The 22,638-nt window shown below is 67.9% G+C and carries 13 protein-coding genes; 5 read left to right on the forward strand and 8 right to left on the reverse strand.

The genetic code is table 11. From position 1 onward, the window contains the following. Positions 1-21: 21 nt before the first annotated feature. Entirely contained in the window at positions 22-453 is a 432-nt protein-coding gene (locus D187_RS51055) for an ester cyclase (RefSeq protein ID WP_002631433.1), read from the forward strand. Between the two features lie 128 nt (positions 454-581). Then, positions 582-2,084, forward strand: coding sequence for a PPC domain-containing protein (locus D187_RS51060; RefSeq protein ID WP_002631434.1), 1,503 nt, complete (start codon positions 582-584; stop codon positions 2,082-2,084). A 159-nt stretch (positions 2,085-2,243) separates the two neighbouring features. Here D187_RS51060 and D187_RS38805 read toward each other — a convergent pair whose 3' ends face one another. From D187_RS38805 to D187_RS38830, 6 genes are all read right to left on the reverse strand, one after another. Then, complete coding sequence (locus tag D187_RS38805) at positions 2,244-3,488, reverse strand: DUF445 family protein (protein ID WP_002631436.1); 1,245 nt, start codon at positions 3,486-3,488, stop codon at positions 2,244-2,246. 165 nt (positions 3,489-3,653) lie between these two features. Next, positions 3,654-4,187 (reverse strand): HdeD family acid-resistance protein, encoded by a 534-nt coding sequence (locus D187_RS38810; RefSeq protein ID WP_020918566.1) that lies wholly within the window; start codon positions 4,185-4,187, stop codon positions 3,654-3,656. A gap of 260 nt (positions 4,188-4,447) precedes the next feature. After that, positions 4,448-5,797 (reverse strand): hypothetical protein, encoded by a 1,350-nt coding sequence (locus D187_RS51065; RefSeq protein WP_155893901.1) that lies wholly within the window; start codon positions 5,795-5,797, stop codon positions 4,448-4,450. 123 nt (positions 5,798-5,920) lie between these two features. Next, a complete protein-coding gene (locus tag D187_RS38820; protein ID WP_002631439.1) occupies positions 5,921-8,866 on the reverse strand; it encodes an ATP-binding protein in 2,946 nt (981 codons plus the stop codon). Further along, the gene (locus D187_RS38825) at positions 8,863-11,883 is read right to left on the reverse strand and encodes a hybrid sensor histidine kinase/response regulator (RefSeq protein WP_245591931.1); all 3,021 of its coding nucleotides are present in this window, start codon (positions 11,881-11,883) and stop codon (positions 8,863-8,865) included. The genes D187_RS38820 and D187_RS38825 overlap by 4 nt, the downstream gene beginning before the upstream one ends. A 392-nt stretch (positions 11,884-12,275) precedes the next feature. Further along, a complete protein-coding gene (locus D187_RS38830; RefSeq protein WP_002631441.1) occupies positions 12,276-13,223 on the reverse strand; it encodes a glycoside hydrolase family 43 protein in 948 nt (315 codons plus the stop codon). Between the two features lie 145 nt (positions 13,224-13,368). Between D187_RS38830 and D187_RS38835 the strand changes: the two genes are divergently transcribed. Continuing rightward, positions 13,369-14,850: an amino acid permease gene (locus tag D187_RS38835; RefSeq protein ID WP_002631442.1), complete on the forward strand. Its 1,482-nt coding sequence runs from the start codon at positions 13,369-13,371 to the stop codon at positions 14,848-14,850. 27 nt (positions 14,851-14,877) lie between these two features. On the opposite strand, the gene D187_RS38840 is transcribed toward D187_RS38835, so the two are convergent. Beyond that, entirely contained in the window at positions 14,878-15,882 is a 1,005-nt protein-coding gene (locus tag D187_RS38840; RefSeq protein WP_002631443.1) for a Kelch repeat-containing protein, read from the reverse strand. Positions 15,883-16,088: 206 nt separating this feature from the next. On the opposite strand from D187_RS38840, the gene D187_RS38845 reads away from it, so the two are divergent. Beyond that, complete coding sequence (locus D187_RS38845; protein WP_002631445.1) at positions 16,089-19,922, forward strand: DEAD/DEAH box helicase family protein; 3,834 nt, start codon at positions 16,089-16,091, stop codon at positions 19,920-19,922. A gap of 14 nt (positions 19,923-19,936) precedes the next feature. On the opposite strand, the gene D187_RS38850 is transcribed toward D187_RS38845, so the two are convergent. Next, positions 19,937-21,346 carry a serine/threonine-protein kinase gene (locus D187_RS38850; protein ID WP_245591932.1) on the reverse strand — a complete coding sequence of 470 codons (1,410 nt, stop codon included), beginning with the start codon at positions 21,344-21,346 and terminating at the stop codon, positions 19,937-19,939. Positions 21,347-21,761: 415 nt separating this feature from the next. Between D187_RS38850 and D187_RS38860 the strand changes: the two genes are divergently transcribed. Next, on the forward strand, positions 21,762-22,604 hold the full coding sequence (locus D187_RS38860) for a zinc metalloprotease (RefSeq protein ID WP_002631447.1): 843 nt from the start codon (positions 21,762-21,764) through the stop codon (positions 22,602-22,604). The last annotated feature ends 34 nt before the right edge of the window (positions 22,605-22,638 follow it).

The following is a 22,638-nucleotide window of genomic DNA, read 5'->3' on the forward strand; positions in this document are numbered from 1 at the left end:
TCTCACGCGGAAGGACATCTCATGAACGCCCAGCAGGCCCGGGAACTCTACGAGCGGTACCTGACTCGCCTCTATGTCCAGCGCGATGTCGAGAGCATGACGGACTTCTTCTCTCCCGACGTCGTGGCGCAACCCCTGCCCGCTGGCGTCCCGGCGGGCGTGCCGGGATTGAAGCTCATGGCGCGCGTGTGGTTGGAGTCCTTCTCGGACATTCAATTCACCATCCATTCCTTCCTGTATGATCAGGGCATGGTGGCCGTGCGCCTGCTGGTGACGGGCGTGCACACCGGCAGCTTCATGGGCATCGCCCCCACCGGGCGGCGCGTGGAGATCACCGACCATCCCCACTTCCGGCTGCACGACGGCAAGGTGGTCGAAATCTGGGATCAGCTGGACATGATGTCCCTGCTGCAGCAACTCGGCGCGCTTCCCTCCGCCGTACAGGCGGCCTGATTTCCCGGTAAAACCTGGGGTACGTGTCAGACCTGACTCCTAGTATCTCCCTTCGTCGGAACGCCCGCGACGACAACGTGTTTCGCGGTGCACCAGACGAAGTCAGTTCTTGGAGTCAGGAGAATCCCTTGAAGCGTTTTGCACGGAAGGCTTTCACGGCGTCATGGCTCACGTTGGCCCTGGTGGGGTGTGGTCCCGAGACGTCGGCTCCCGAGGAGCCGACGGACGGGGCCGGGCCCCTGGCGGAGAAGGGTTCGCCGCTCCCGGAGCAGGTGCAGGCACTCGCCTCGAGCTGTACGGGACCGAGCACCCTCGTCAGCGGCACCCCGGTGACGAATATCAGTGCCTCGGCGGGCGAGTGGTCCTGCAACTACACCCTGAGTGTTCCGTCGGGGGCCACCAAACTCAAGTTCACCACGACCAGTGGTTCCGGGGATGGGGACCTGTACGTGAAGTTCGGCTCCGAGCCGACCCTGGGCGTGTATGACTGTATCGCCAATGGGAGCACCAACTACGAGACCTGCGACATCCCCACCGCCCAGGCGGGGACCTACCACGTGAAGGTCTATGGCAGTAAGGCGTTCTCCGGGCTCAGCCTGACCGGTTCGTTCCTCGCCAGCGGTCCGGCGGGCTGCACCAGCACGACGACGCTCTCCAACGGCGTCCCGGTGAACAACATCGGCGTGTCGGGGGGAAGCTGGTCGTGCATCTACAGCTTCTATGTCCCGTCGGGGTCGACCCGCGTCACGTTCGTCTCCTCGGGGGGCAGTGGGGACGGGGACCTGTACGTGCGCTACGGCTCCTCGCCGAACGACACCACCTACGACTGCAAGTCGACGGGCTATGGAACGGATGAGGTCTGCACCATCGACATGCCGCGCACGGGCGTCTACTACGCGCGGCTGTATGGCTATGGCACGTTCTCCGGGGCGAGCCTGACGGGCCTGTATTCGCTGACAGGGTATCCCGGCTGCACCACCACGAGCGCGCTCGTCAACAATACGCCCGTGAGCAACGTGGGGGCACCCGCCAGCACCTTCTCCTGCGACTACACGCTCGAGGTCCCCTCGGGGGCGACCAGCCTCACGTTCTCGGGCTACGGGGGCTCTGGAGCAAGCTCGCACCTGTATGTGAAGCGGGGCTCCGCGCCGACGCTGTCCTCGTATGACTGTGCCTCGACGTCGGGCACCTCCACCTGCACCTTCACGTCCCCGCAGGCGGGCACCTGGCATGTGCGGGTCTACAACGCGTCCTCGTCCGGGACGCTCTCGGGGGTGACGTTGCGAGGGACCTATGTCACGAGCGGCGGTGGCGGGAACGGGGTGCTGGTGAACAACCAGGCGGTCCTCAACCTGTCGGGCGCCACGGGCTCGTTCAGGTACTGGACCATCACGGTGCCGGACGGCAAGTCCTACCTGGAGGTGACCGCCGAAGGGGGGTCGGGTGACGCCGACCTGTACGTCCGCAAGGACCTGCGGCCCGACGAGTCCAACTACGACTGTCGTTCCCTGGCCGGCGGGACCTATGAGCGCTGCTACGAAGGCTCCCCCCTTCCTGGCACCTATTACGTGATGCTCAAGGGGTACTCGGACTACTCCGGCGTCCAGTTGAAGGCCGTCTACGGCCCTTGAGCCGACTGTCGCGAGGACCCTCTGGCCGGCCGCGCCAGGGCCAGTGCCCCCACCACGAAGGACATGGCTTCCTGGCGCACGAGGAGCGGGGTGTCACCGCGCATCATCGACAAGCGTGAGCGGTCATAACCCTCTGGCTCCCGTCAGAGGTGGTGCGGGTCAGGCCTGTGGATGCTGGGCGCTGCTCCTCAGCTCCCGGCGGACCGCCTCGCCTACGCGCTCACCGACCGTCTCCGCCACGCGCGCGCGGATCTCCTCGCCGACCCTCTCGCGGATGGCGCTCACGATGCGCTCGGTGTCGATCTGACCGAAGCCGGGCTGGGCGCCCATCCAGGGCTCACCCATGCCTGGTTGCTGAGCCCCGCCCAGCACGTCGCGGAGCGAATCGGTCAGCCGCTCCCGGAGCACCTCTTCCAACTGCTCGCGGAGGTTGCGCGCGAGCCGCTCGTGGAGGGCGTCGACCAGGCGTCCACGAAGGGCGTCCGCGAGGCGCTCGGGCTGGAGCTGGCCATTGCCCTGCGGCCCCATCCGGCGCTCGGCCATCGCGGAGCGCAGCGCGTCCGCCAACCGCTCCCGGAGCGCTTCACGGACGCGCTCGCGCAGGGCGGTGTGGACCTTCTCGCGGATCCCCTCCACGATGCGCTCGCGAATGGTGTCCGCGAGGCGCTCGGGGTCGACCTGGCCGAGGCCCTGCGGCCCCATCCGGCGCTCGGCCACCGCGGAGCGCAGCGCGTCCGCCAGCCGCTCCTTGAGCGCCTCGCGCACGCGCTCGCGCACGGCGTAGGCGAGCCGCTCGTGGAGTTCATCGGCCAGGCGTCCGCGGATGGCGTCCGCGAGACGCTCGGGGTCGACCTGGCCGAAGCCCTGCGGCCCCATCCGGCGCTCGGCCACCGCGGAGCGCAGCGCGTCCGCCAACTGCTCTCGGAGCGCCTCGCGGACACGCTCGCGTACGACGGAGCCGATCCGCTCCCGCAGCGCATCCTCGAGACGGTTGCGGACCTTCTCCGCGAGGCGCTCGGGGTCGACCTGGCCATAGCCCTGCTGGGCGATCATCCAGTGCTCGACCAGCGCGGTGCGCAGGGCCTCCCCCAGCCGATCCTTGAGGACCTCACGCACGCGCTCGTGCACGCCGGAGCTGATGCGATCGCGGATGGCCTCGGAGAGGCGCTTGTGGATGGCGTCCGAGATGTTCTCGGGGTCGAGCAGAACGGGCTGTTCCTGCATCAGCGGCGAGCGCTCGGCTTGCGCGCAGCGCAGCGCCTCGCCGACGCGCTCGCGAATCTCGTCACCGAGACCATCCTCGAGAGCTGACACGACACGCTCGCGGACCGCATCCGTGATGCGCTCCTTGAGAGACTCGCCAATCGCCTGCTGCTCCTGGGTTGAGAACTTTTCGCTGCTCATTGAAGGAACCCCCCCGATACGGTGGAACCGCGGAAGCGGCAAGCCAGCGGGATGCTCTTGCCGCAACGCATGGATAGGGAAATCCCTTGGATCCCGATATGACCTTCAGGGGAGCGTTCATTGTCGCTCCGATGAAAGTTCAGAGAGGCTCGTTCACACCGGAAGTCATGGGTGGGCGAGGCGTTGCATCGCCCCGCGCACCGCGAGCGCACCCGCCATGATGGAGATGCCGCGGCTGAGGATTTCCACGCCCACCACGAGCCCCAACGCCCACAGGGTGGAAGCGGGCATCTGGGTGGAGATGCTGACGCCCAGCACTACGGACACGATGCCGTAGGCGAAGTCCCAGCCCCACCCCGCGTAGCGGTCGACGAGGGAGGTGATGCCCCGGAAGAGCCCGCTGGCGAAGAAGTACCCGGCCAGCAGCAGTGTCATCGCCACCAGCCCGGAACCCGGCCGTGAGAGGAGCATCGCTCCCACCACGATGGAGAGGACGCCTCCCAGCAGGAACATCAGGAAGGGGCCCGTCTTGCGGACGCGGAAGGCGTGGACGATTTCGAAGACCCCCGCCACCACCAGCATGGAGCCGAAGAAGATGACCGAGGCGACGCTGGTGACCACCACCGCGCCCAGCGCCACGATGCCAAGCAGGGTGATCAACAGACCCATGACGAAGGGACCCCCCCAGAGTCCCGACATGCTTCGTTGCGGAGTCGTGCCTGAACCGATGTTGGAGCTAGTGATTGCCATGATGGGCCTCGTGGAGAGTGTTGGATTTCACCCCCACGAATCTGGAAGTGTTCCGCGGGCCCGACAAGCGACGGAAGAGGCCACGGGAGGGCGGAGGCTCCTTGGGAAGGGGGGAGGGCCGCGTTGCGCGCGGTGGCTCCACCTCTTGCCTGCCGATGCGCTTCACTCGATGCCTGCCTGCCTCCCACCATGGGGCGATCGAGACTCGTCTATTTCGCAATCCACGCCGCGAAGCGCTTGTCGAGCAGTGGAGCCGCCTTGTCGACGGCGTCCCAGCTGTCGTCATCGAGCTTCGGCTCGTCGTGACCGAATGGGCCCGCGCGCTTTCCGAACGTCTTCTTGAGGTCGGCCGTAATCCAGAGACCGTTCATGTTGTGGAACCAGCGCCATGCCACTTCGTGCAGCCCCGGCACATCGCGGAGGTGGTCATCCCAGAGGCCACGCGCAAGCGCCTGCTTCACGAACTCCGACCCCTTCGCCTCGCGTGTCTCGACCGCCGCGAGCAGCGCACGATGCGCCGGGAACCGCGAGGTGTCGAGCAAGCCTCGTGTCACGGCGTAACCGACGAAGAGCCCGGTCGTGACGTCTGGATACCGCACGAGCGCGCCCGCGCTCTTCACGGCGAGGGTGACCGTGAGGGACTCCTCGAACGACAACTCGAGCCACACGTGCCCCGCGGTGTCGAGCGGCCAGGTCCAGTAGGCGACGGTGAGTTCATCCTCGTCCGCGAAGGCGGCCTGGCGACCGGTGGGCGGGCCGAGCAACCGGGTGATCTCCGCTTCCGTGGTCACCTTCCACGGCACGTCCAGGACATTCTCGCCGATCCCCGCCCTCACCCACGCGGAGCAGACGTAGGGGATGAACGTCTTGGATGTCTTCGGGATCGGCGGAAAGGCATCGTTCAGGATGTCGTGAGAGAAGACGAGTTCGACGCCGTGCTTCGCCGCCTCGACGTTCACCGAGTCGTTGTTCTCGCTGGTGGACGGTGGAACCTTCTTGCCGAGCACCCCGGTCACGTAGGCGATGACCTCGGGGGCATCCGCGCGCCGTCCGAGGAGTGACGCCAGCCGCTGCGTCTTCGGGCCGAGCTTCTTCATCACCGGGGTCGGCGCGAACGTGTGTTCGGCAACGGCCGGCGCCTCCGCCGGGGGAGGGAGCGCGGCGTCGCCGTCGAGCCAGGCCGCGAAATCGAAGTCCTTCGCCTTCGGCGCCTTGACCTTCTTCGCTTTCAGCCACGAAGCCAGTGCCTTCCGCCCGGACGCCCCCTCTTCGTCGTCGAGCTCGGCGATCTCCGTCTCCCCCCGAGACCATAGGAGCAGGAACTCCTCGAGGCTGTTCGCTACCGTCCGCGCCTCGCCCTCCGAACCGAGCAGCGCCACCGCGTGCGGAGCCTTGGCTCCGGTGTTCACGAGCGCGAGCAGCGAACCGTCGGGAAGACTCAGGAACGCGAAGGCGTCGCGGCGAAGCCGGTCCGCCTTCTCGGGGTTCCACTCCTTCGGAATGGCCTCGGCCACGAGCGCATCGAACCAGCCCAGCGTTCCGTGGAGCTGCTGACCCATCCAGTCGCCGACGTCCTCGAGCAGCGGAGGAACCTCATGACCGCGTGGCGCCTTGGAGAGCTTGACCGTGTATTTCGCCATTCGCGTCAGCTTCGGTCATGGGCTCGATGCCGTAAAGGCTCCTCATCCCTCGAGAAGTGGCAGTTCCACCGTGAAGGTCGCTCCGCCTCCGGGCGTGTCCGTCACGGAGATGGAGCCCCCGTGCGCCTCGACCACCTGGCGCGACACCCACAACCCCAGACCCAGGCCCCCGAAGTGACGCGCGGAGACGGCGCGCTCGAAGCGGTTGAAGATGCGCTCCTGGTGCTCGGGCTTCACGCCCATGCCGTGGTCCACCACGTCCAGGCGGGCGTGGCGTCCCTCCCGGCGCAGCCGCACCTGCACCGGCTTGCCCGCGCCATACCGGGCCGCGTTCGACAGGAGGTTGCGCAAGAGCTGCCCCAGGCGGGTGACGTCGAGCCGGCCGGGCAGGCTCGCCTCCGACTCGAGCGAGAGGGGGCACTCCTGCCGCGCCAGTTCCTCGCGCATCTGCGCGACGCCGTCCGCGACGAGCACGGCCAGATTCACCGGCTCCAGCTTCAATTTCAACCGGCCCGCGGCCACCAGGGACACGTCCAGCATCGTCTCGACGAGGCCCGCGAGCCGTTGGATCTGCCGGCGCACCGCGAAGAGCCGCTCGCTCACGAGCGCCCGCACCTCGCCGGGCAGCGTCCGCTCCAGGCTCTCGAGTTGAAGTCGCAAGGCGGCCAGGGGCGTCTTGAGCTCATGGCTCGCCACCGACAGGAAGTCGTCACGCGCGTGGACGGCTTCTCGCAGGCCCACCTCGCGGGCCTCGTGCGCCGCGGCTTTCCGGCGCATGCGCGCCAGCTCCAGGTGGGACTGCACCCGTGCCAGCAACTCCCGCGCGCTGAAGGGCTTCACCAGGTAGTCGTCCGCACCGGCCTCGAGCCCCTCGACGGAGGCCTCCTCACCCGCGCGGGCGGACAGCAGGATGAAGGGCACGGTCTTGAGGGACTCCGTCGCCCGCACCTCGCGCAGCAGGCCGAAGCCGCCCAGCCGGGGCATCATCACATCCGAGAGGATGATGTCCGGTGGGTGGGCCCGCATCAACGCCAGGGCCCGGGCGCCGTCCCCCACGGCTACCACCTCGAAGGTGGGGTGCAGCAACCCCGTGACGTAGGCGCGCATGTCCGCGTTGTCGTCCACGACGAGCACGCGGGCCCGGGGGCCGGTGGGGGCGGAGGGCTGCTCTCGCCGCGAGTCCGCTTCCGAGCGCATCCAGCCCAACGCCTCGTCGACGTAGGGCTCGGCGCGTGCCGCCGTCGCTCCGGCCTCTTCCTCCGCGAGCACGCGCTCGTTGGGAAGGTGGGCGGTGCCCAGGGGCAGGTGGACGGAGAAGGTGCTGCCCTCGCCGAGGACGCTGCGCGCGTGGACGCTTCCACCGTGCAGCTTGACGAGCTCCTGCACCAGGGCGAGCCCGATGCCGCTGCCCTCGTGGCTGCGCGCGCGCGCGCCCTCCACCCGTTGGAAGCGCTCGAAGATATGGGGCAGGGCCTGCTCGGGAATGCCGGTGCCGGTGTCGCGCACCCGCAGGACGGCCTCGGCGCCCTCCATGCGCAGACTGACCGTGATGCCTCCCTCGAAGGTGTACTTGAGCGCATTGGACAGCAGGTTGAAGACGACCTTCTCCCAGGCCTCGCGATCCAACCAGACGGGCTCGGCGATCTCCCGCAGGTCCACGGTGAGCAGGAGCCCCGCGCGCCGGGCGGCCGACTCGAAGTGGCTCACGAGCTCGGCGGTGAAGGCCGGGAGATCCGTGGGCTGGAAGGCCACCTTCGCCCGGCCCGCCTCCAGCCGGGAGAAGTCCAGCAGGCTGTTGACGAGCTTGAAGAGGCGCATTCCGCTGCGGTGCACGAGCGACAGGCGCTCGCGCTGGCGGGAGGTCAGGGTTTCCTCCGTGTCGGCGAGCGCGTCCTCGAGCGGGCCGAGCATCAGCGTCAGGGGCGTGCGGAACTCGTGGCTGACGTTGCTGAAGAAGGCCGTCTTGGCCCGGTCCAGCTCCGCGAGCTGCTCGGCGCGCCGCTTCTCCTGTTCGTAGGCCCGGGCGCGGGCCGCGTCCGCCGCCACCTGCCGCGCGAGCAGTTGCAGGAAGTCGCGGTAGCCCTCATCCAGGGGCAGCCGGGGGCTGAGCCCCACCACGAGCACCGCGTCGGCGCCTCCGCTCGAGCCCAGGGACATGGGGAGCAGCAGCGCGCGGGTCGTCGGCTCGGGCCAGGGTCCTCCGGGCAGCGCTCCGAAGCGCGAGCCCAGGTCCTCGACGAGCACCTCGCGGCCCGAGCGCAGGGCCTCGTTCAGGGGCCAGGGCGCATTCTCCGCGAGCGCCAGCTGCACCGGAGCGGCCCTTCCGCCACGCTCCACGCTCGTGCTGGCGACGAGCCGGGCCTTGTCCGTCTCCACCGCGTAGAGCAGCGCGAAGGGCACGTCCGCGCCGGCCTGGGCGAGCACCTGCTCCAGGGAGCGGAAGACGTCCTCCTCCTTCTTGTCGAGCGAGGTGCGGATGGACAGCTCGCGGATCGTCTTGAAGCGCCGGTCGCCGAGCACCTGGCGCGTCGTCTCGCTCGCGATGGTGAAGATGGCCACGAAGCGCCCGGTCTCGTCGCGAGTCGGGATATAGGACCAGGTGAAGAAGCACTCCTCCGCGAAGCCCCGGCGCTCCAGGAAGACGCACAGGTCCCGCATGTAGCATGGGGTCCAGGTGGTCCTCGCCCCCTCGAGCATGGGTTCCAGCATGTCCCACGCCTCGGCGAGCGCCTGCCGCGCGGGCACACCGACGGAGGCGGGGTGCTTGCTTCCGAGCAGGGGACGGAAGGCGTCGTTGTACATCATGACGTACTCGGGCCCCCAGCACAGCGCGATGGGATAGGGCGAGCCGAGCATGGTGCTGACCAAGGTGCGCAGGGACGCGGGCCAGCCCTCGACGGGACCCAGCGGCGTGCGGCTCCAGTCCAGGGAGCGCAGGATCGCGCCCATCTCGCCTCCACCCGCGAGCACCGTGTCCGTGTCGCTCATGGGGGTGTTCCTTCCTGGGCGGGGGACATCGGGGCCATGCGGGGCAGGCGCACCCGGAAGGTGGTTCCCTCGCCCACGCGCGAGCGGACCTCGATGGTGCCGCCATGCGCCCGCACGATGTGGTCCACGATGTAGAGCCCCAGCCCCACGTTGCGGCTCGCGTTGTCCCCCGCCTTCTCTCCGCGCTGCATGGGCTGGAAGAGCCGGGGCAGCAGCTCCTCCGGAATGGGAGGGCCCTCGTTGTGCACCTCGAACACGACGGTCTCCGCTTCTCCGTGGACCATCACCTGGACGGAGGTTCCGGGGGCACTGTAGTGCAGGGCATTGCCGATGAGGTTGGTGAGCACCTGGGCCATCCGGTCCCCATCCCAATGGGCCTGACCGTCGCCGCGCTGCTCGAGCAGGATGACGCGATCGGGGTGGGCGACCTGGAGCTCGTCCACCACCTGTCGGCCGAGGGCATGGGAGTCGAGGGGCGCGGGGTGGATGGGCAGGCCCCCACCCAGGCGGGCCTTGGTGAAGTCGAGCAGATCCCGGATCATCCGGTTGGCGCGCTCCGCCGACGAGAAGATGCGCCCGAGCGACTTGCTCTGCCGCTCCTCCAGCACCGTGCCGCGCAGCAGCGTCGTGGCCGTCAGGGTGATGGCGGCCAGGGGGTTGCGCAGGTCATGGCTGACGATGCCGATGAGGTGCTGCTCGAACTCGGCGCGATCCAGGGCCAACCGCTCGCGCTCGGCCCGCTCGCGCGCCAGACGCAGGGCGCCTTCCACGCGCGCCAGCAGCTCGCGGGCGCTGAAGGGCTTCACGAGGTAGTCATCCGCTCCGGACTGGATGCCTTCCACCGTGGCCTCCTCGCCGGCGCGCGCGGACAGGAGGATGATGGGAAGGGTCGCGGTGCTGGGGTCCGCCCGGAGCGCACGCAGCAGGCCCAGGCCATCCAGCCCCGGCATCATCACGTCCGAGAGCACGAGGTCCGGCGGCCGCGCCCGGATCGCCGCGAGCGCCGCCCGTCCATCCGCCACCGCCTCGACCGTGAAGCGCATCTCCAGGAGACGGCGCACGTAGTCGCGCATGTCCACGTTGTCGTCGGCGAGCAGGATGTGGCCGCCCGGGGCCAGGCCTCGCCCGGGGGGCGCCTCCGGCGCGGTGGACGCATGCACGGGGGCAGGGGGAGGGGAGGCGAGCCAGCTCGAGGCCTCGTCGAGGAAGGGCGTCGCGCCGAGTCCGGTCGACTCCCGTGGGCGTGAGGACTCGAGCCGCTCACGCGGCAGGTGGGCGGAGCCGGTGGGAATGCACACGGTGAAGGTGCTGCCCTGGCCCGGCGTGCTGTCCACGCGCATGCCGCCGCCGTGCAGCTTGACGAGCTCGCGCACCAGCGACAGGCCGATGCCGCTGCCCTCGTGGCTGCGGCCCCGCGCGCCCCGCACCTGGTGGAAGCGCTCGAAGATGCGTGACTGCTCCTCGGGGGGGATGCCCGTGCCGGTGTCACTCACGCACAGCTCCACGTGATCGCCCCGCCAGCGCAGGCGCACGGCGATCTCCCCCTCGAAAGTGAACTTGAACGCATTGGAGATGAGGTTGAGGACAACCTTCTCCCACATCTCCCGGTCCACCCAGATGGGCTCTGGCAGGGGCTCGCACTCCACCCGGAGGCGCAGTCCCGCCTTCTCCATGGCCGAGTCGAAGGCGCTGGCGAGCCCCGCGGTGAGGACGGAGAGGTCCGTGGGCTGGTAGCTGGCCTGAACGCGGCCCGCCTCGATGCGGCTGAAGTCCAGGAGCGTGTTGACCAGCTTGAACAGGCGCAGGCCATTGCGGTGGACGAGCTCGAGCGTCTGTCGTGCCTCGTCCGGCAGCCGGCCCGTGGCCAGCAAGTCTTCCAGCGGGCCGAGCATCAGCGTCAGGGGCGTGCGGAACTCGTGGCTGACGTTGCTGAAGAAGGCCGTCTTGGCCCGGTCCAGCTCGGCGAGGGCCTCCGCGCGCTTCTTCTGCTCCTCGTAGGCGCGTGCGTGGGCGAGGGCGGTGGACAGGTGGCTCGCCACGAGCCGCAGGAAGCCCTGGTACTGGTCGTCGAATTCGAGCCGGGGGCTCAGGCCCACCACGAGAAAGCCCGCCGGGAACTGTCCGGTCTCGCCCTCCACGGGCAGCACGAGGGCCCGGGTGGGCACCAGGGGGCCCTCACCCGCGAGCGCCGGGAGCAGGCGCTGGGGCAGTGGCGCCACCTGGACGGGTTGGTGCGTGGTGAAGACTTCGTGCACGGGCCAATCCTCTTGGGCGGTGGCCAGGTCCAGCACGGGCGGGAGCGTGGAGAGGCCCTCCTCCCGGAGTCCCCGGGCCGCCACCCGCGACGCATGTCTGCCCTCCGCGTCGCACAGGTACAGAAGCGAGAAGGGTAGATCATTCGGGTTGCCGTCGAGCGCGTGCATCGCCAGCCGTGCGGCCTGCTCCACGCTCCGGGCCTGGAACGAGTCCGCCGCCATTCGCTGCAGGGTGTACAGCCGCCGTTCTCCCAGCACCTGACTGCTCGTCTCCTGGACGGTGACGAGGACGCCGCCTCGCCCTCCGGCTTCATCGGGAATGGGGCTGTACGAGAAGGTGAAGTAGGTCTCCTCGAAGAAGCCCTTGCGGTTCATGAGCAGCAGCAGGTGCTCGGACCAGGTGGCGGGGCCGCCCCGGAGGACGCTCTCGGCCATGGGACCGATCGTGGACCATATCTCCCTCCAGACTTCCGCGCCCGGCGCGCCCATGGACGCGGGGTGCTTGTCTCCCAGGATGGGCCGGTAGCCATCGTTGTAGAGCTGGACCAGATGCTCTCCCCACCACATCAACATGGGGAAGCGGCTGCCCAGCACCACGCCCACCATGGTGCGCAGGGCGGAGGGCCAGGTGTCCACGGGTCCAAGTTCCGTGCGCGACCAGTCGATGGTGCGCATGAGCGCGCCCATCTGCCCGCCGCCCGCGAACACTTCCGCAGTCGCAGTGGTGGCGGGCGCCTGGGAGTCTGGGGGATTCTGGCTCATTCCGCTGGGAGGTGACTTCGTTGACGTCAAGTACCAGCCAGGGTGCTCATCCTCCACTCTGTAAACCACGGGTTCTCGCGGGAGTCGTGTTCGTGCGAGGACATTCGGTGAGAGTCTCCAGGAGCGGCAGGTTGCTCGCTCCTTCGAAGGCCCTCCGTCTTGTCAGGAGGGCCTGGCCAGGGTTGTCGGGGCGCGGAAGGCACCCCAGTCGCTGAGCGGGCAGGGGGGCCTCATCCTCCGACGAGCAGCGCCAGGCCATCCCCTCTGCCATGCACGAGGAGCGGCCCTCGATGGCCGCGATGGGTGGAGGTCCCCGGGCGTTGGATGTGACAGGACTTGCTTCGGCCCGTGGGACACGTTGTCCCCGTGGCCGCTGGGCTCTCGCCTCCCGCTCATTCGTCCGAGCGGGGGAGCCAGGTCGGCGTGAAGGATGGCCCGAGCACGCGGGGGCCGTCCGGGCTCCACAGGATGGGATCGATGCACATCCGGCGAGCCGTCCGCTCTGGATTCCACGCATGGTAGACGATGACGTCCTGCCCGTCGGGGCCGGTGACCACGCAGTTGTGCCCGGGGCCGATCACCCGGTCCGTCACGGTCCGCAGCAGCGGAGGGGCGCCGGTCGGCTCGACCCAGGGCCCGAGCGGGTGATCGGCCACGGCGTAGGCGACGCCGTACGTGGGCTCCAGCCAGGCGCCGCCGGAGTAGAAGCAGTAATAGCGGCCCCCGTACTTGCGGACGAATGGGCCTTCGAGCGTGTGCCAGTCGTAGAGCTGCCCGTACATCTTCCGCTGGCGCAGGAACACCTGCCAGTCGTCACTGGGCCGCAGGATGGTGCGGGACTGCCCGCGCAGCCGGGTCATGCCGTCGAGCACGTCCACGGCGAGCATGGTGCCGACCCGATCGCCCTCGAGCACGTCCCGGGCGTGGAAGAGGTACCAGGTGCCGTCCTCGTCCCGGAAGGGGCTCGCGTCGATGGCGAAGCGCTCGTCCGGGGAGAGGTTGACGCCCTGGTCGACGAACGGGCCCGTCGGGTGATCGGCGACGGCGACGCGCAGGTGGTGGCCGACGTCCCCATGGCCCACGGAGTAGTACATCCACCAGCGGCCATCCGCCTCGGCGACTTCGGGCGCCCAATAGTCGCCGCCCAGCTCCGGGGGCAGCAGCTCGAGGGCGCCCCCCACGCTGCGCCAGGTGACGAGATCGGAGGAGGTGAGCACCTCGAAGGCGCGCCCGTCGACCACCCGGCCGGTGCCGTAGGCGACATAGCCCTCCCCGACCCGCAGGACGAAGGGATCCGCGAAGTAGGCGTCGTACACCGGATTGCGGTAGCGAATGGGCATGAGGCGATGACTACAACGTGAGGGCTTCGTCCGCCACGAGGGGATTCACTCGACGCGGGGCGGCATTCGCTCTCCAGCGGATAATCGGAGAGCGCTCCGTGGGCCGTTGTTGCTGAGGCGAGGAGGGTCGCGTTCACTGCCGCCCATGGGAATCTGGTCGAAGAAGAGCATCGCGCAATTACAGCAAGAGGAAGGTGATGGGCAGGGACTGCGTCGCTCGCTCAACGGCCTCAACCTGGTGATGCTGGGAGTGGGCGCGATCATTGGCGCGGGCATCTTCGTGGTGACGGGCACGGTGGCGGCCCAGCACTCGGGGCCCGCCATCATCTTGTCCTTCGTGCTGGCGGGGGTGGGCTGCCTGTTCGCCGGGCTGTGCTACGCCGAGTTCGCGGCGATGATTCCGGTCGCCGGGAGCGCGTACACCTATGGGTACGCCACGATGGGCGAGCTGGTCGCGTGGCTCATCGGGTGGGATCTCATGCTCGAGTACCTCTTCGCCTCGTCGGCGGTGGCGGTGGGCTGGTCCGGGTACTTCACCTCCTTCCTGCGTGACCACCTGCACATCGAGTTGCCACATGCACTGGTGAACGCTCCGTTCGACGTGGCGCCAGGAGGGCACCTCCCCCATGCCACGGGGGCCCTCATCAACCTGCCCGCCGTGGTGCTGGTGGGGGTGATGACCCTGCTGCTCATCACGGGCATCCGCGAGTCGGCCCGCGCCAACAACATCATCGTCTTCCTGAAGCTGGCGGTGGTGCTGCTCGTCATTGGCTTTGGCGCGCCCCATGTGGAGCCCGCCAACTGGAAGCCCTTCATCCCGGAGAACACGGGCACCTTCGGTCAGTTCGGCTGGAGCGGGGTGCTGGCGGGGGCGGGCGTCATCTTCTTCGCCTATATCGGCTTCGATGCCGTCTCCACGGCCGCGCAGGAGACGCGCCATCCCCAGAAGGATCTGCCCGTGGGCATCCTGGGAGCGCTCGCCGTCTGCACGCTGCTGTACATGCTGATGTCACTGGTGATGACGGGGCTGGCGCCCTACCACACCCTCAACGTCGCCGAGCCGGTGTACGTGGCCATCGCCAGGGCGGGGCCCTCGCTGGGGTGGCTGCGGCCCATCGTGAGCCTGGGAGCCATCGCCGGACTGGCCTCGGTGGTGCTCGTCATGCTGATGGGCCAGGCGCGCATCTTCTACGCGATGTCTCGTGACGGTCTGCTGCCTGCTTTCTTCGGCCACATGCACCCGCGATTCCAGACGCCCCATGTCGCCTCCCTCATCACGGGGGGCGTGGCCATGGCGGTGGCGGGGTTGTTCCCCATCGGCCTGTTGGGAGAGCTGGTGTCCATCGGCACCCTGTTCGCCTTCATCGTCGTGTGCGCGGGCGTGCTCGTGCTGCGCTACCGGCGGCCGGAGCTGCACCGGCCCTTCCGCACGCCTTTCGTGCCGCTGGTGCCCGCGCTCGGCATCCTCACGTGCGGCAGCCTCATGCTGGGCCTGGGCCTGCCGACCTGGCTGCGGCTCGTGGTGTGGATGGCGCTCGGCCTCGTCCTCTACTTCGGTTATGGCCACAAGCACTCGCGCATCGGCCACGAGGCGTCCGCGTCGGCCGGTCCCGGCGGGACGCTCTAAGGAGAGGGAGGGACGCTCCTCGGGCAATCAGGGCGTGAACGCCTCGTTGGCGACGCCCGGCCCGAGCCGCGTCTGCACCGCGCCGCCCGGGACGTAGATGGTCGAGCCGATGGTGGCCGCGCCAGTCCCGTGGCGCGGCGTCGGCATGGGCGCGAGCACCTGCCAGGAGTCGCTCACGGTGTCATAGGCCTCGGTGTCAGCGTAGACGCCCAGGGAGCCCGGGGCCGGGTTGCCCTCGCCGCCGATGACGTAGATCTTCGTGCCGACCGCGGCCGCGGCGACCCCGCCGCGAGGGGTTGGCATCATCGCGCGCGACGACCAGGTCCCCGTCGAGAGGTTGTACGCGAAGACGGTGCCCTTGACGTTCTCGACGCCGTTGGCTCGCCCACCGAGCACGTAGAACGTGCCGTCCACGACGGCGCCGCCGACGTGATCGCGCGGCTCGGGCAGGTTTGGCAGGGCCTCCCAGGTGTCCTGGGCGACGTCGTACGACGAGAAGGTCGCCACCGTGTCCTGGAACTCGGGTGCGAGCGAACGCAGCCCGCCCGCGAGGTAGATCTTCGTGCCACTCACGCCGACGGCCGCGCTGCCGCGCTCCGTGCCCGCGGGCATGGGAGCCAGCTCCGTCCAGAGGTTCGTCCGAGGATCGAACTCGAACACGTTGCCGACGGCCGTCCAGGGGAAGTCGCTGACCATGCCGCCGACGACGTAGATCTTCTCACCCACCACCGCGATGTTCGGATGGTTCATCGGCAGGGGCAGGGGAGCGGCCTCGGACCAGGTATTGGAGGGGGGATCGTAGACGGAGACGCGCCCCGTGTTCGCCGTATCGACACCGGCGATGACGTAGACCTTGCCGCCGAGCGCGACGACGCCGTGCTCCTGACGCGGGCCGTTCTGGAGGGGAGCGAGCCCGGTCCAGCGCGACGAGTCCGAGGGGGGCGTACCGGGTCCGGGTGGGTTGCCGTCGCCGCAGGCGAGCGAGAGCAGGGAGAGACAGAGGGACAAGCAGAGGGTGGAGAGGGGACGCATGTGGCGCTTCCTGGGTGGAGGAATGACGCTCGCGAATCTGCGCCCTTCGCGTTCGTGGCACCAATCAAACGGGTGAATGCTCGGCATGCATGGCGTGCATGAGCCCGTCCCTCGTGCCGGAGGCCATCCACTGCACGGCCTCGTCATCGAGAAGAGAGCTGGTGCGGTGGTTCTGGGGAACAGACCACGTGGAGTAGGGTTCACGCGTGAGTTCCCCCTTCCTCGATGTGCCCGAGTCCAGTTGGGTGGCGTCCAACACCCTGTCCTTCGCCATCCGGGACAAGTACCCGGTGAGTCCGGGGCACACGCTGGTGATTCCGCGCCGGCTCGTGGCCTCCTGGTTCGAGGCCACGCCCGAGGAACAGCGGGCGCTCTTCGAGCTGGTCGATGTGGTGAAGCGCGGGCTGGATGGAACTGACCCGAAGCCGGACGGGTACAACCTGGGCATCAACGTGGGAGGTGCGGCGGGGCAGACGGTACCGCACCTGCATGTGCATGTGATTCCACGTCACCAGGGGGACATGGCGGACCCGAGGGGTGGGGTGCGGCATGTGATTCCCAGCAAGGGGAACTATCTCCGGACTCCGGCGAAGCCACTGGCCACGGGAGGCGTGAAGGATCCCTTCCTCTGGCACCTGGAGCCGCTCTTCGCCCAGGCCACGGATGTGTCGGTATTGGCTGCCTTCGTGCAGGAAAGCGGGCTCGCGGTGCTGTACGCCTTGGTCCAGGACGCCTTGTCGCGAGGCGCGCGGGTCCGGCTGCTGACCGGGGATTACATGTCCATCACCGGGGCATCCGCTCTTCGCCAACTCCTGGACTGGATGAACGCGAACCAGGCGCAGCGAGAAGAGGGCGCGGGCGTGTTCGAAGCGCGGATAGTGGAGGTGAAGGACATCGGCCGCGCATTCCATCCGAAGTCCTGGCGCTTCGAGGGACCCGAACTGGCGGTCGCGTTCGTGGGCTCGAGCAACGTTTCCCACTCGGCGTTGAAGACAGGTGTCGAATGGAACCTTCCCGTCGAGCGTGATCAGAACCCCCGGGCCTACCAGGATGCGGTGGACGCCTTCGAGGCGTGGTGGTTGCGGGCCAGACGCTTCGACGCGGCGTGGATCACCCGGTACGAGCGGGAAGCGGCTCAGTCACGACCACCGCGTCAGTCCCCGCCACCCGAAGCGGAAGGACTCGTGGAAGAGCCGGTGCCCGTGCCCAGGACACGCGAGCCCCACGGGATTCAGCGTGAAGCACTCGCCGCGCTCGAGAGCAGCCGACAGAGTGGGCGGCGGCGAGCGCTCGTCATCATGGCGACGGGCCTGGGCAAGACCCTCGTGGCGGCAATCGACATCGCGAAAGTCGAGGCCGCGTTGGGACGGCGCGCTCGCGTCCTGTTCCTCGTGCACCGCTCCGAATTGCTGATGCAAGCCGCGACGACGCTCCGCTCCTACCTCCCGCACTCGGAATTTGGTTGGTTCGTCGGCGCCCGGAGGGAACTGGACGCCGATGTGCTCTTCGCCTCGGTACAGAAGCTCTCGCGCCCTGAAAACCTCGCATGGCTGAGCGGGGTTCCGCCTTTCGATTACGTCGTCATCGACGAGGTCCACCATGCCTCGGCGCCAGGCTACCGTGGCATCCTGGCGTGCTTGCGGACCACCTTCCTGCTCGGGCTGACCGCGACCCCCGAGCGGACGGATGCAGGGGACATCTTCGGCCTGTTCGAGGACAATGTCGTCTACCGGGCCGACCTCGCGGAAGGCATTTCACGCGAGCTGTTGGTGCCCTTCGCCTATCATGGATTGAAGGATGACGTCGCCTACGAGAACATTCCGTGGCGCAACCGGCGTTTCGATCCAGCGAAATTGGCGGCGGCGGTACAAACAGAAGCTCGAATGCGGAAGATGTGGGAGGCCTGGGAGCAACACCCGGCGACCCGGACCCTGGTGTTCTGCGCTTCCGTGCCTCATGCCGAGTATGTCCGTGACTGGTTGCGACAGAAGGGTGTACGGACCGTGGCGGTCCATTCCGGAGCGGAATCGGATGACCGCGCGGAGGCCCTGTCCAGTCTGGTCAACGGCGGCCTCGATGCCATCTGCGCCGTGGACATCTTCAACGAGGGAATCGATCTTCCAACCGTGGACCGGGTGGTGATGCTGCGCCCCACTGAGTCCCCCGTGGTCTTCATGCAGCAACTCGGGCGAGGTCTGCGCAAGGCCGACAAGAAGACGTCCGTCACGATCATCGACTTCGTGGGCAACCACCGGATGTTCCTGGACCGTGTCCAAACCCTGCTCTCCCTTGGGATGGGTCCCTCGACCCCATTGCTCCAGGATTTCCTTGTCCATGACAAGGAGCCCACCCTTCCGCCGGGCTGTTCCGTCCAAGTGGAGTTGGAAGCCAAGAGGTTGTTGGCGAAGATGGTGCCCAAGGGGAGCAGCGAAGTCGCGCGGATGTATCGCGAGCTTCGGCACGCCTGGGGAAGACGACCCACGATGGGAGAGCTGTACCGCCTGGGCTATCTACCGTCGGCCCTGAAGCAGGGCTGGTTCCAGTTCGTCGGGAGCCAGGGAGATTTGACGAGCGCGGAAGCGAAGGCCCTGGAGAATCGAGGCAAGGACTGGTTCGAGGCTCTCGAGAGCACCCCGATGAGCAAGAGCTTCAAGATGGTGGTTCTCCAGGTGCTCCTGGATGCCCATGCGCTCGAAGGAGGAATGCCACTCGCGGAGCTGGCCTCAAGCAGCTTGCTCCTGCTCCGACAGCGTCCCGAGCTTGGCAAGGACCTGGAAGGGGTCAAGGCCCTCGATGACCAGGTCTTGTTCCGTGTCGATGGGGAGCGTCTTGTTCCTCTCCTCCCCATCGGAGTGGAAACACGGGATGCTTTCCATGCCATGACCCAGGAGCTGGTGGATTACCGGTTGGCGAGGTTCGTGGGCCAAGGGCACGCGAACACCCATCCAGATGGCTTCGACGCCAAGGTGATCCACAACTCCAGCGATATGCCCATCCTGATGCTGCCTTCCCGAAGTGGACGGCCGGGCATCCCCGACAGCAAGAAGGAGGGGCCGGTCATCGTCACACTGCCTGATGGCAGCCGATGGAAGTTCCTCTTCGTGAAGATCGCCGTCAACAAGGCCTGGCCAGCGGGTCTGGCCAGGGAGACCAATCGTTTGCCAGAGTTGCTTCGCCAATGGTTTGGTCCCAAGGCGGGTGCCTCGGGAACCGCCTTCCAGGTGCGGTTCACTCAGGACACGAGCGGCTGGCATCTCGAGCCACTCGGTGCATCGATCACTCCACTCCTGTCCAGGAGGGCTCTCGTTGCATTCCCCAGCCTGAAAGCCGCCGCGGGAGCAGCCAATGACTCACTGGCGGGCGCACCGGAGGAGGGACGCGTTCAGCTACCGCTGACGTCGAGCTCGGATGACCTCTTCGCCGTACGTGCGTCGGGCGATTCCATGATGGGTGGAGAGCGGCCCATCCGGGACGGGGACTGGTTGGTGATGCGGTACGTCCGGGGCATGGGTGTTGGCGCGCTGAGCGGACATGTCGCGCTCCTCCAGGTACCGGACACCTCGGGTCATGCCTATCAGGTCAAACGCATCGTCCGGCACGGCACGCACTGGCTGCTTCGCTCCGAAAACCCAGAGCATCCTTCTATCGAGGTCACGGAGGAGGTGAAGCCCATCGCGCAGCTCGTGGAGGTCATTCCACCAGAGCGACTGGGTCCCTTTGCTGGCGTGCTGCTCGACGACGAGGGAGTCATGAGCGCGTTCGGACTCCCCTCGGCCCCGAAAACGGGGCGTTACCATGGCCATTTGTTCCTCTGCGTCGACCAGCCGGGCCGCCTCAAGACACCCGATCGCCTCGAACCGATCATCTCCGTTCGAAATCCAGCGGAGACCGCCTTCGTGTTGACGCGCATGGAACCTGGTGGCTCCTGGAGGTACGCCGGGGTTGCACGCTGGAATGAGAGTGAGGGAGCCTGGGTTCTTCCTGAGCCCGTCGACTCCGATACATGGAAGGCGCTCGGCGCTCCTTTCGATGTCAGATAGGTCTTCTCTGTCTCTCACTGGGCCTCTGGCGTCCCCGCGTCGACGCTGGTGGGGATGTCGGGGTGGGGTTTTGGAACGGGCCAGAGACACTTCCCGCCATATGCGACTGTCTGGGGTGGGCAGTTCGGCGGCCTGTCCCAGAGCCGAAGCCAGCACGCGCCGGAGACCTCCACTTCGAGCCTCGCCGTGCACGGGGCCCGCTTCTGGTTCTTCATGGGCAAGGGGGCCTCCGTGGATGGCTCGGCGGCGGGGTCAACATGGACATCCGCCACCCAACTCCCGTCGACCCTGGCGTCTCTGCGAGCGAGTGTCATGGGCACCATCGCCAGCAGCATCGCCGTGGCGAGCGCGAGCCTCCGCGGCCAATGGCCTCTTCTCTCCTCGCGGGCTGCATGGGGCAGGGGCGGAGGGGGCGAGAACGTCCAGGCGGGTCTGGGTCTCTCGGGCCGCAGGATGCGCCGCTGGGGCTTGTCTCCTTCCTGCCCAGGCGGCTCCTCTTCGGTGATGAAGATGGGAACGTCCCATTCCCCCGGCGCACGCGAAGCCGCGTCGACCAGCGCCGCGTGGACCGCCGCGCCACTCGCGTAGCGCTCCAGTGGGTTCTTCGCCAGCAGGCGCACAATCACCTCACTCAAGGCGTGAGGCACACGGGGGTTGACGTCCATGGGGGCGGGCACTCGCTGATGGACGATGGCGTACTGCAACAGGTCCGGCGGCAGCCACTCGGAGAAGGGGTAATGCCCGGTGGTGGCCCGGTACAGGCTCACGCCCAGGGCATACAGGTCATCACCCGCCTGGAAGGCGTAGTGCGCGCCGGGGCGTCGGGGGCTGTCCCAGAGGAAGCGAATGGCCTCGGGACTGAGCAAGTATAGGGTGGCCGGCGGCAGCGGGCCGGTGGTGAGCGGAGCGGCGCCCTCGTACCAGCCCACGCCGAAGTCGAGTAGCACCGGTTGCCCATCCGACGCCCGGATGAGGATGTGCTCGGGTTTGAGATCGCGGTGCAGGACGCCCCGGGCGTGCAGCTCGCCCAAGGTGAGCGCCACCGTGGCGCCCACGGTGGTGAGCTGTCGGAAGGTGGTGTCGCCCGTCTCGGCCCACTGGTGCAAGGCCAGGCCGGGCACCCAGTCCATGACGAAGCCCAGGCCGCCCTCGTGTGGGTGGGGCCAGCGCACACAGCCGTGGAAGCCCACCACATGGGGGTGCGCGGCCCGGGCCTGCATCAACGCCACCTCTCGCTCGGCCCGTCCATCACGCGCATGCAGGGCGAGCTTGAGTGCATGGAAATCTCCCGGGTGGTCCATGTCCTCCACGCGGTAGACGGCGCCCTGGCCGCCCACGCCCAAGGACTCCACCACGCGCCAACGGCCCACTCGCGTTCCTGGCTCCAGGGAGTCCGGATACACGGCCATCTTTCCAGGGTTCATGCGCAGACACTCCTTGAGCAGTGCTTCCGGTGGAATCGAGGGCCGCGTCATCACCCCGCGCATTCGCCCCACCTCCCGAGTCGCTCCTGGGAGCTTACCTCCTCCGTCTGGCCCATTGAACCGCTTCCCATCCCGGAGGGGCAGGGCTCCGTCGCCGCGGCGCTGGGCGTCACCTTCCCGGAGGGCAATCCCAACCCGCGGCAGGTCGTCCCCTGTGTGCCAGGGTAGTCCATACACCCCGGCGCCTGTTCTTCACTGTCAGCCTTTCTTCCTGCTCTCTCCGTGATGGAGGATTTTTTCAGTAAGAGCAGATTCTCCATTGTTGATTCTCTTTTCTTGAGATATAAGTACTTCCAACTTTTCCCGAGGAGCTGGAATGTTCCGTGGCGTTGTCTCGATGAGTGGAAAGTTCGCGGTGGTTCTGGGTTCTGTGCTGGCGCTCGGTGGGTGCACCGAGGTGGAGCAGGCGCCCGCGGAGGAGGCGACGCAGCAGGAAGTGGTGCGCGGCTGCGCGACCCAGGAGCTGAGCGCCGAGGAGAAGCAGAGCGTGGAGCAGGCCCTGGCCGGCCGAGTGCGGGCGCAGGCGCGCGCCGCGGGCTCGGTCAACATCAAGGTCTACTGGCACGTCATCAACAACGGCACCAGCACCTCGCAGGGCAACATCTCGGACGCGGATATCGCCAGCCAGATCTCCGTGCTCAACGCCGCCTACAAGACGACGCCCTTCACGTTCACCCTGGTGGGCACGGACCGCACCACCAACTCCTCCTGGTACACGTGCAGCGGTGGCGCCTGTGAGAAGAAGATGAAGGCGGCGCTGCGCAAGGGCACCGCGGCCGACCTCAACGTCTACTCCAACAACATGGGCCAGGGCCTGCTGGGCTGGGCGACCTTCCCCTCCAGCTACGCCTCGCAGCCGAGCCTGGACGGCGTGGTCATCCTCTACAGCTCGCTGCCCGGTGGCACCGCGGCCCCCTACAACGAGGGCGACACGGCCACCCACGAGGTCGGCCACTGGCTGGGCCTGTACCACACGTTCCAGGGCGGCTGCACCGCCACGGGTGACTACGTGAACGACACCCCGGCCGAGTCCTCCGCCGCCTACGGCTGCCCGAGCGGCCGCGACACCTGCACCACCGCGGGCGTGGATCCCATCACCAACTTCATGGACTACACCGACGACTCGTGCATGAACACCTTCTCCACCGGTCAGAACGACCGCATGGACTCGCTGGTGATTCAGTACCGCGGTCTGTGATTCGAGCCTGAGTTTCCGAAGGACCGACGCCGGG

The organism is Cystobacter fuscus DSM 2262 (assembly GCF_000335475.2).
In the GTDB taxonomy this organism is placed as follows: domain Bacteria; phylum Myxococcota; class Myxococcia; order Myxococcales; family Myxococcaceae; genus Cystobacter; species Cystobacter fuscus.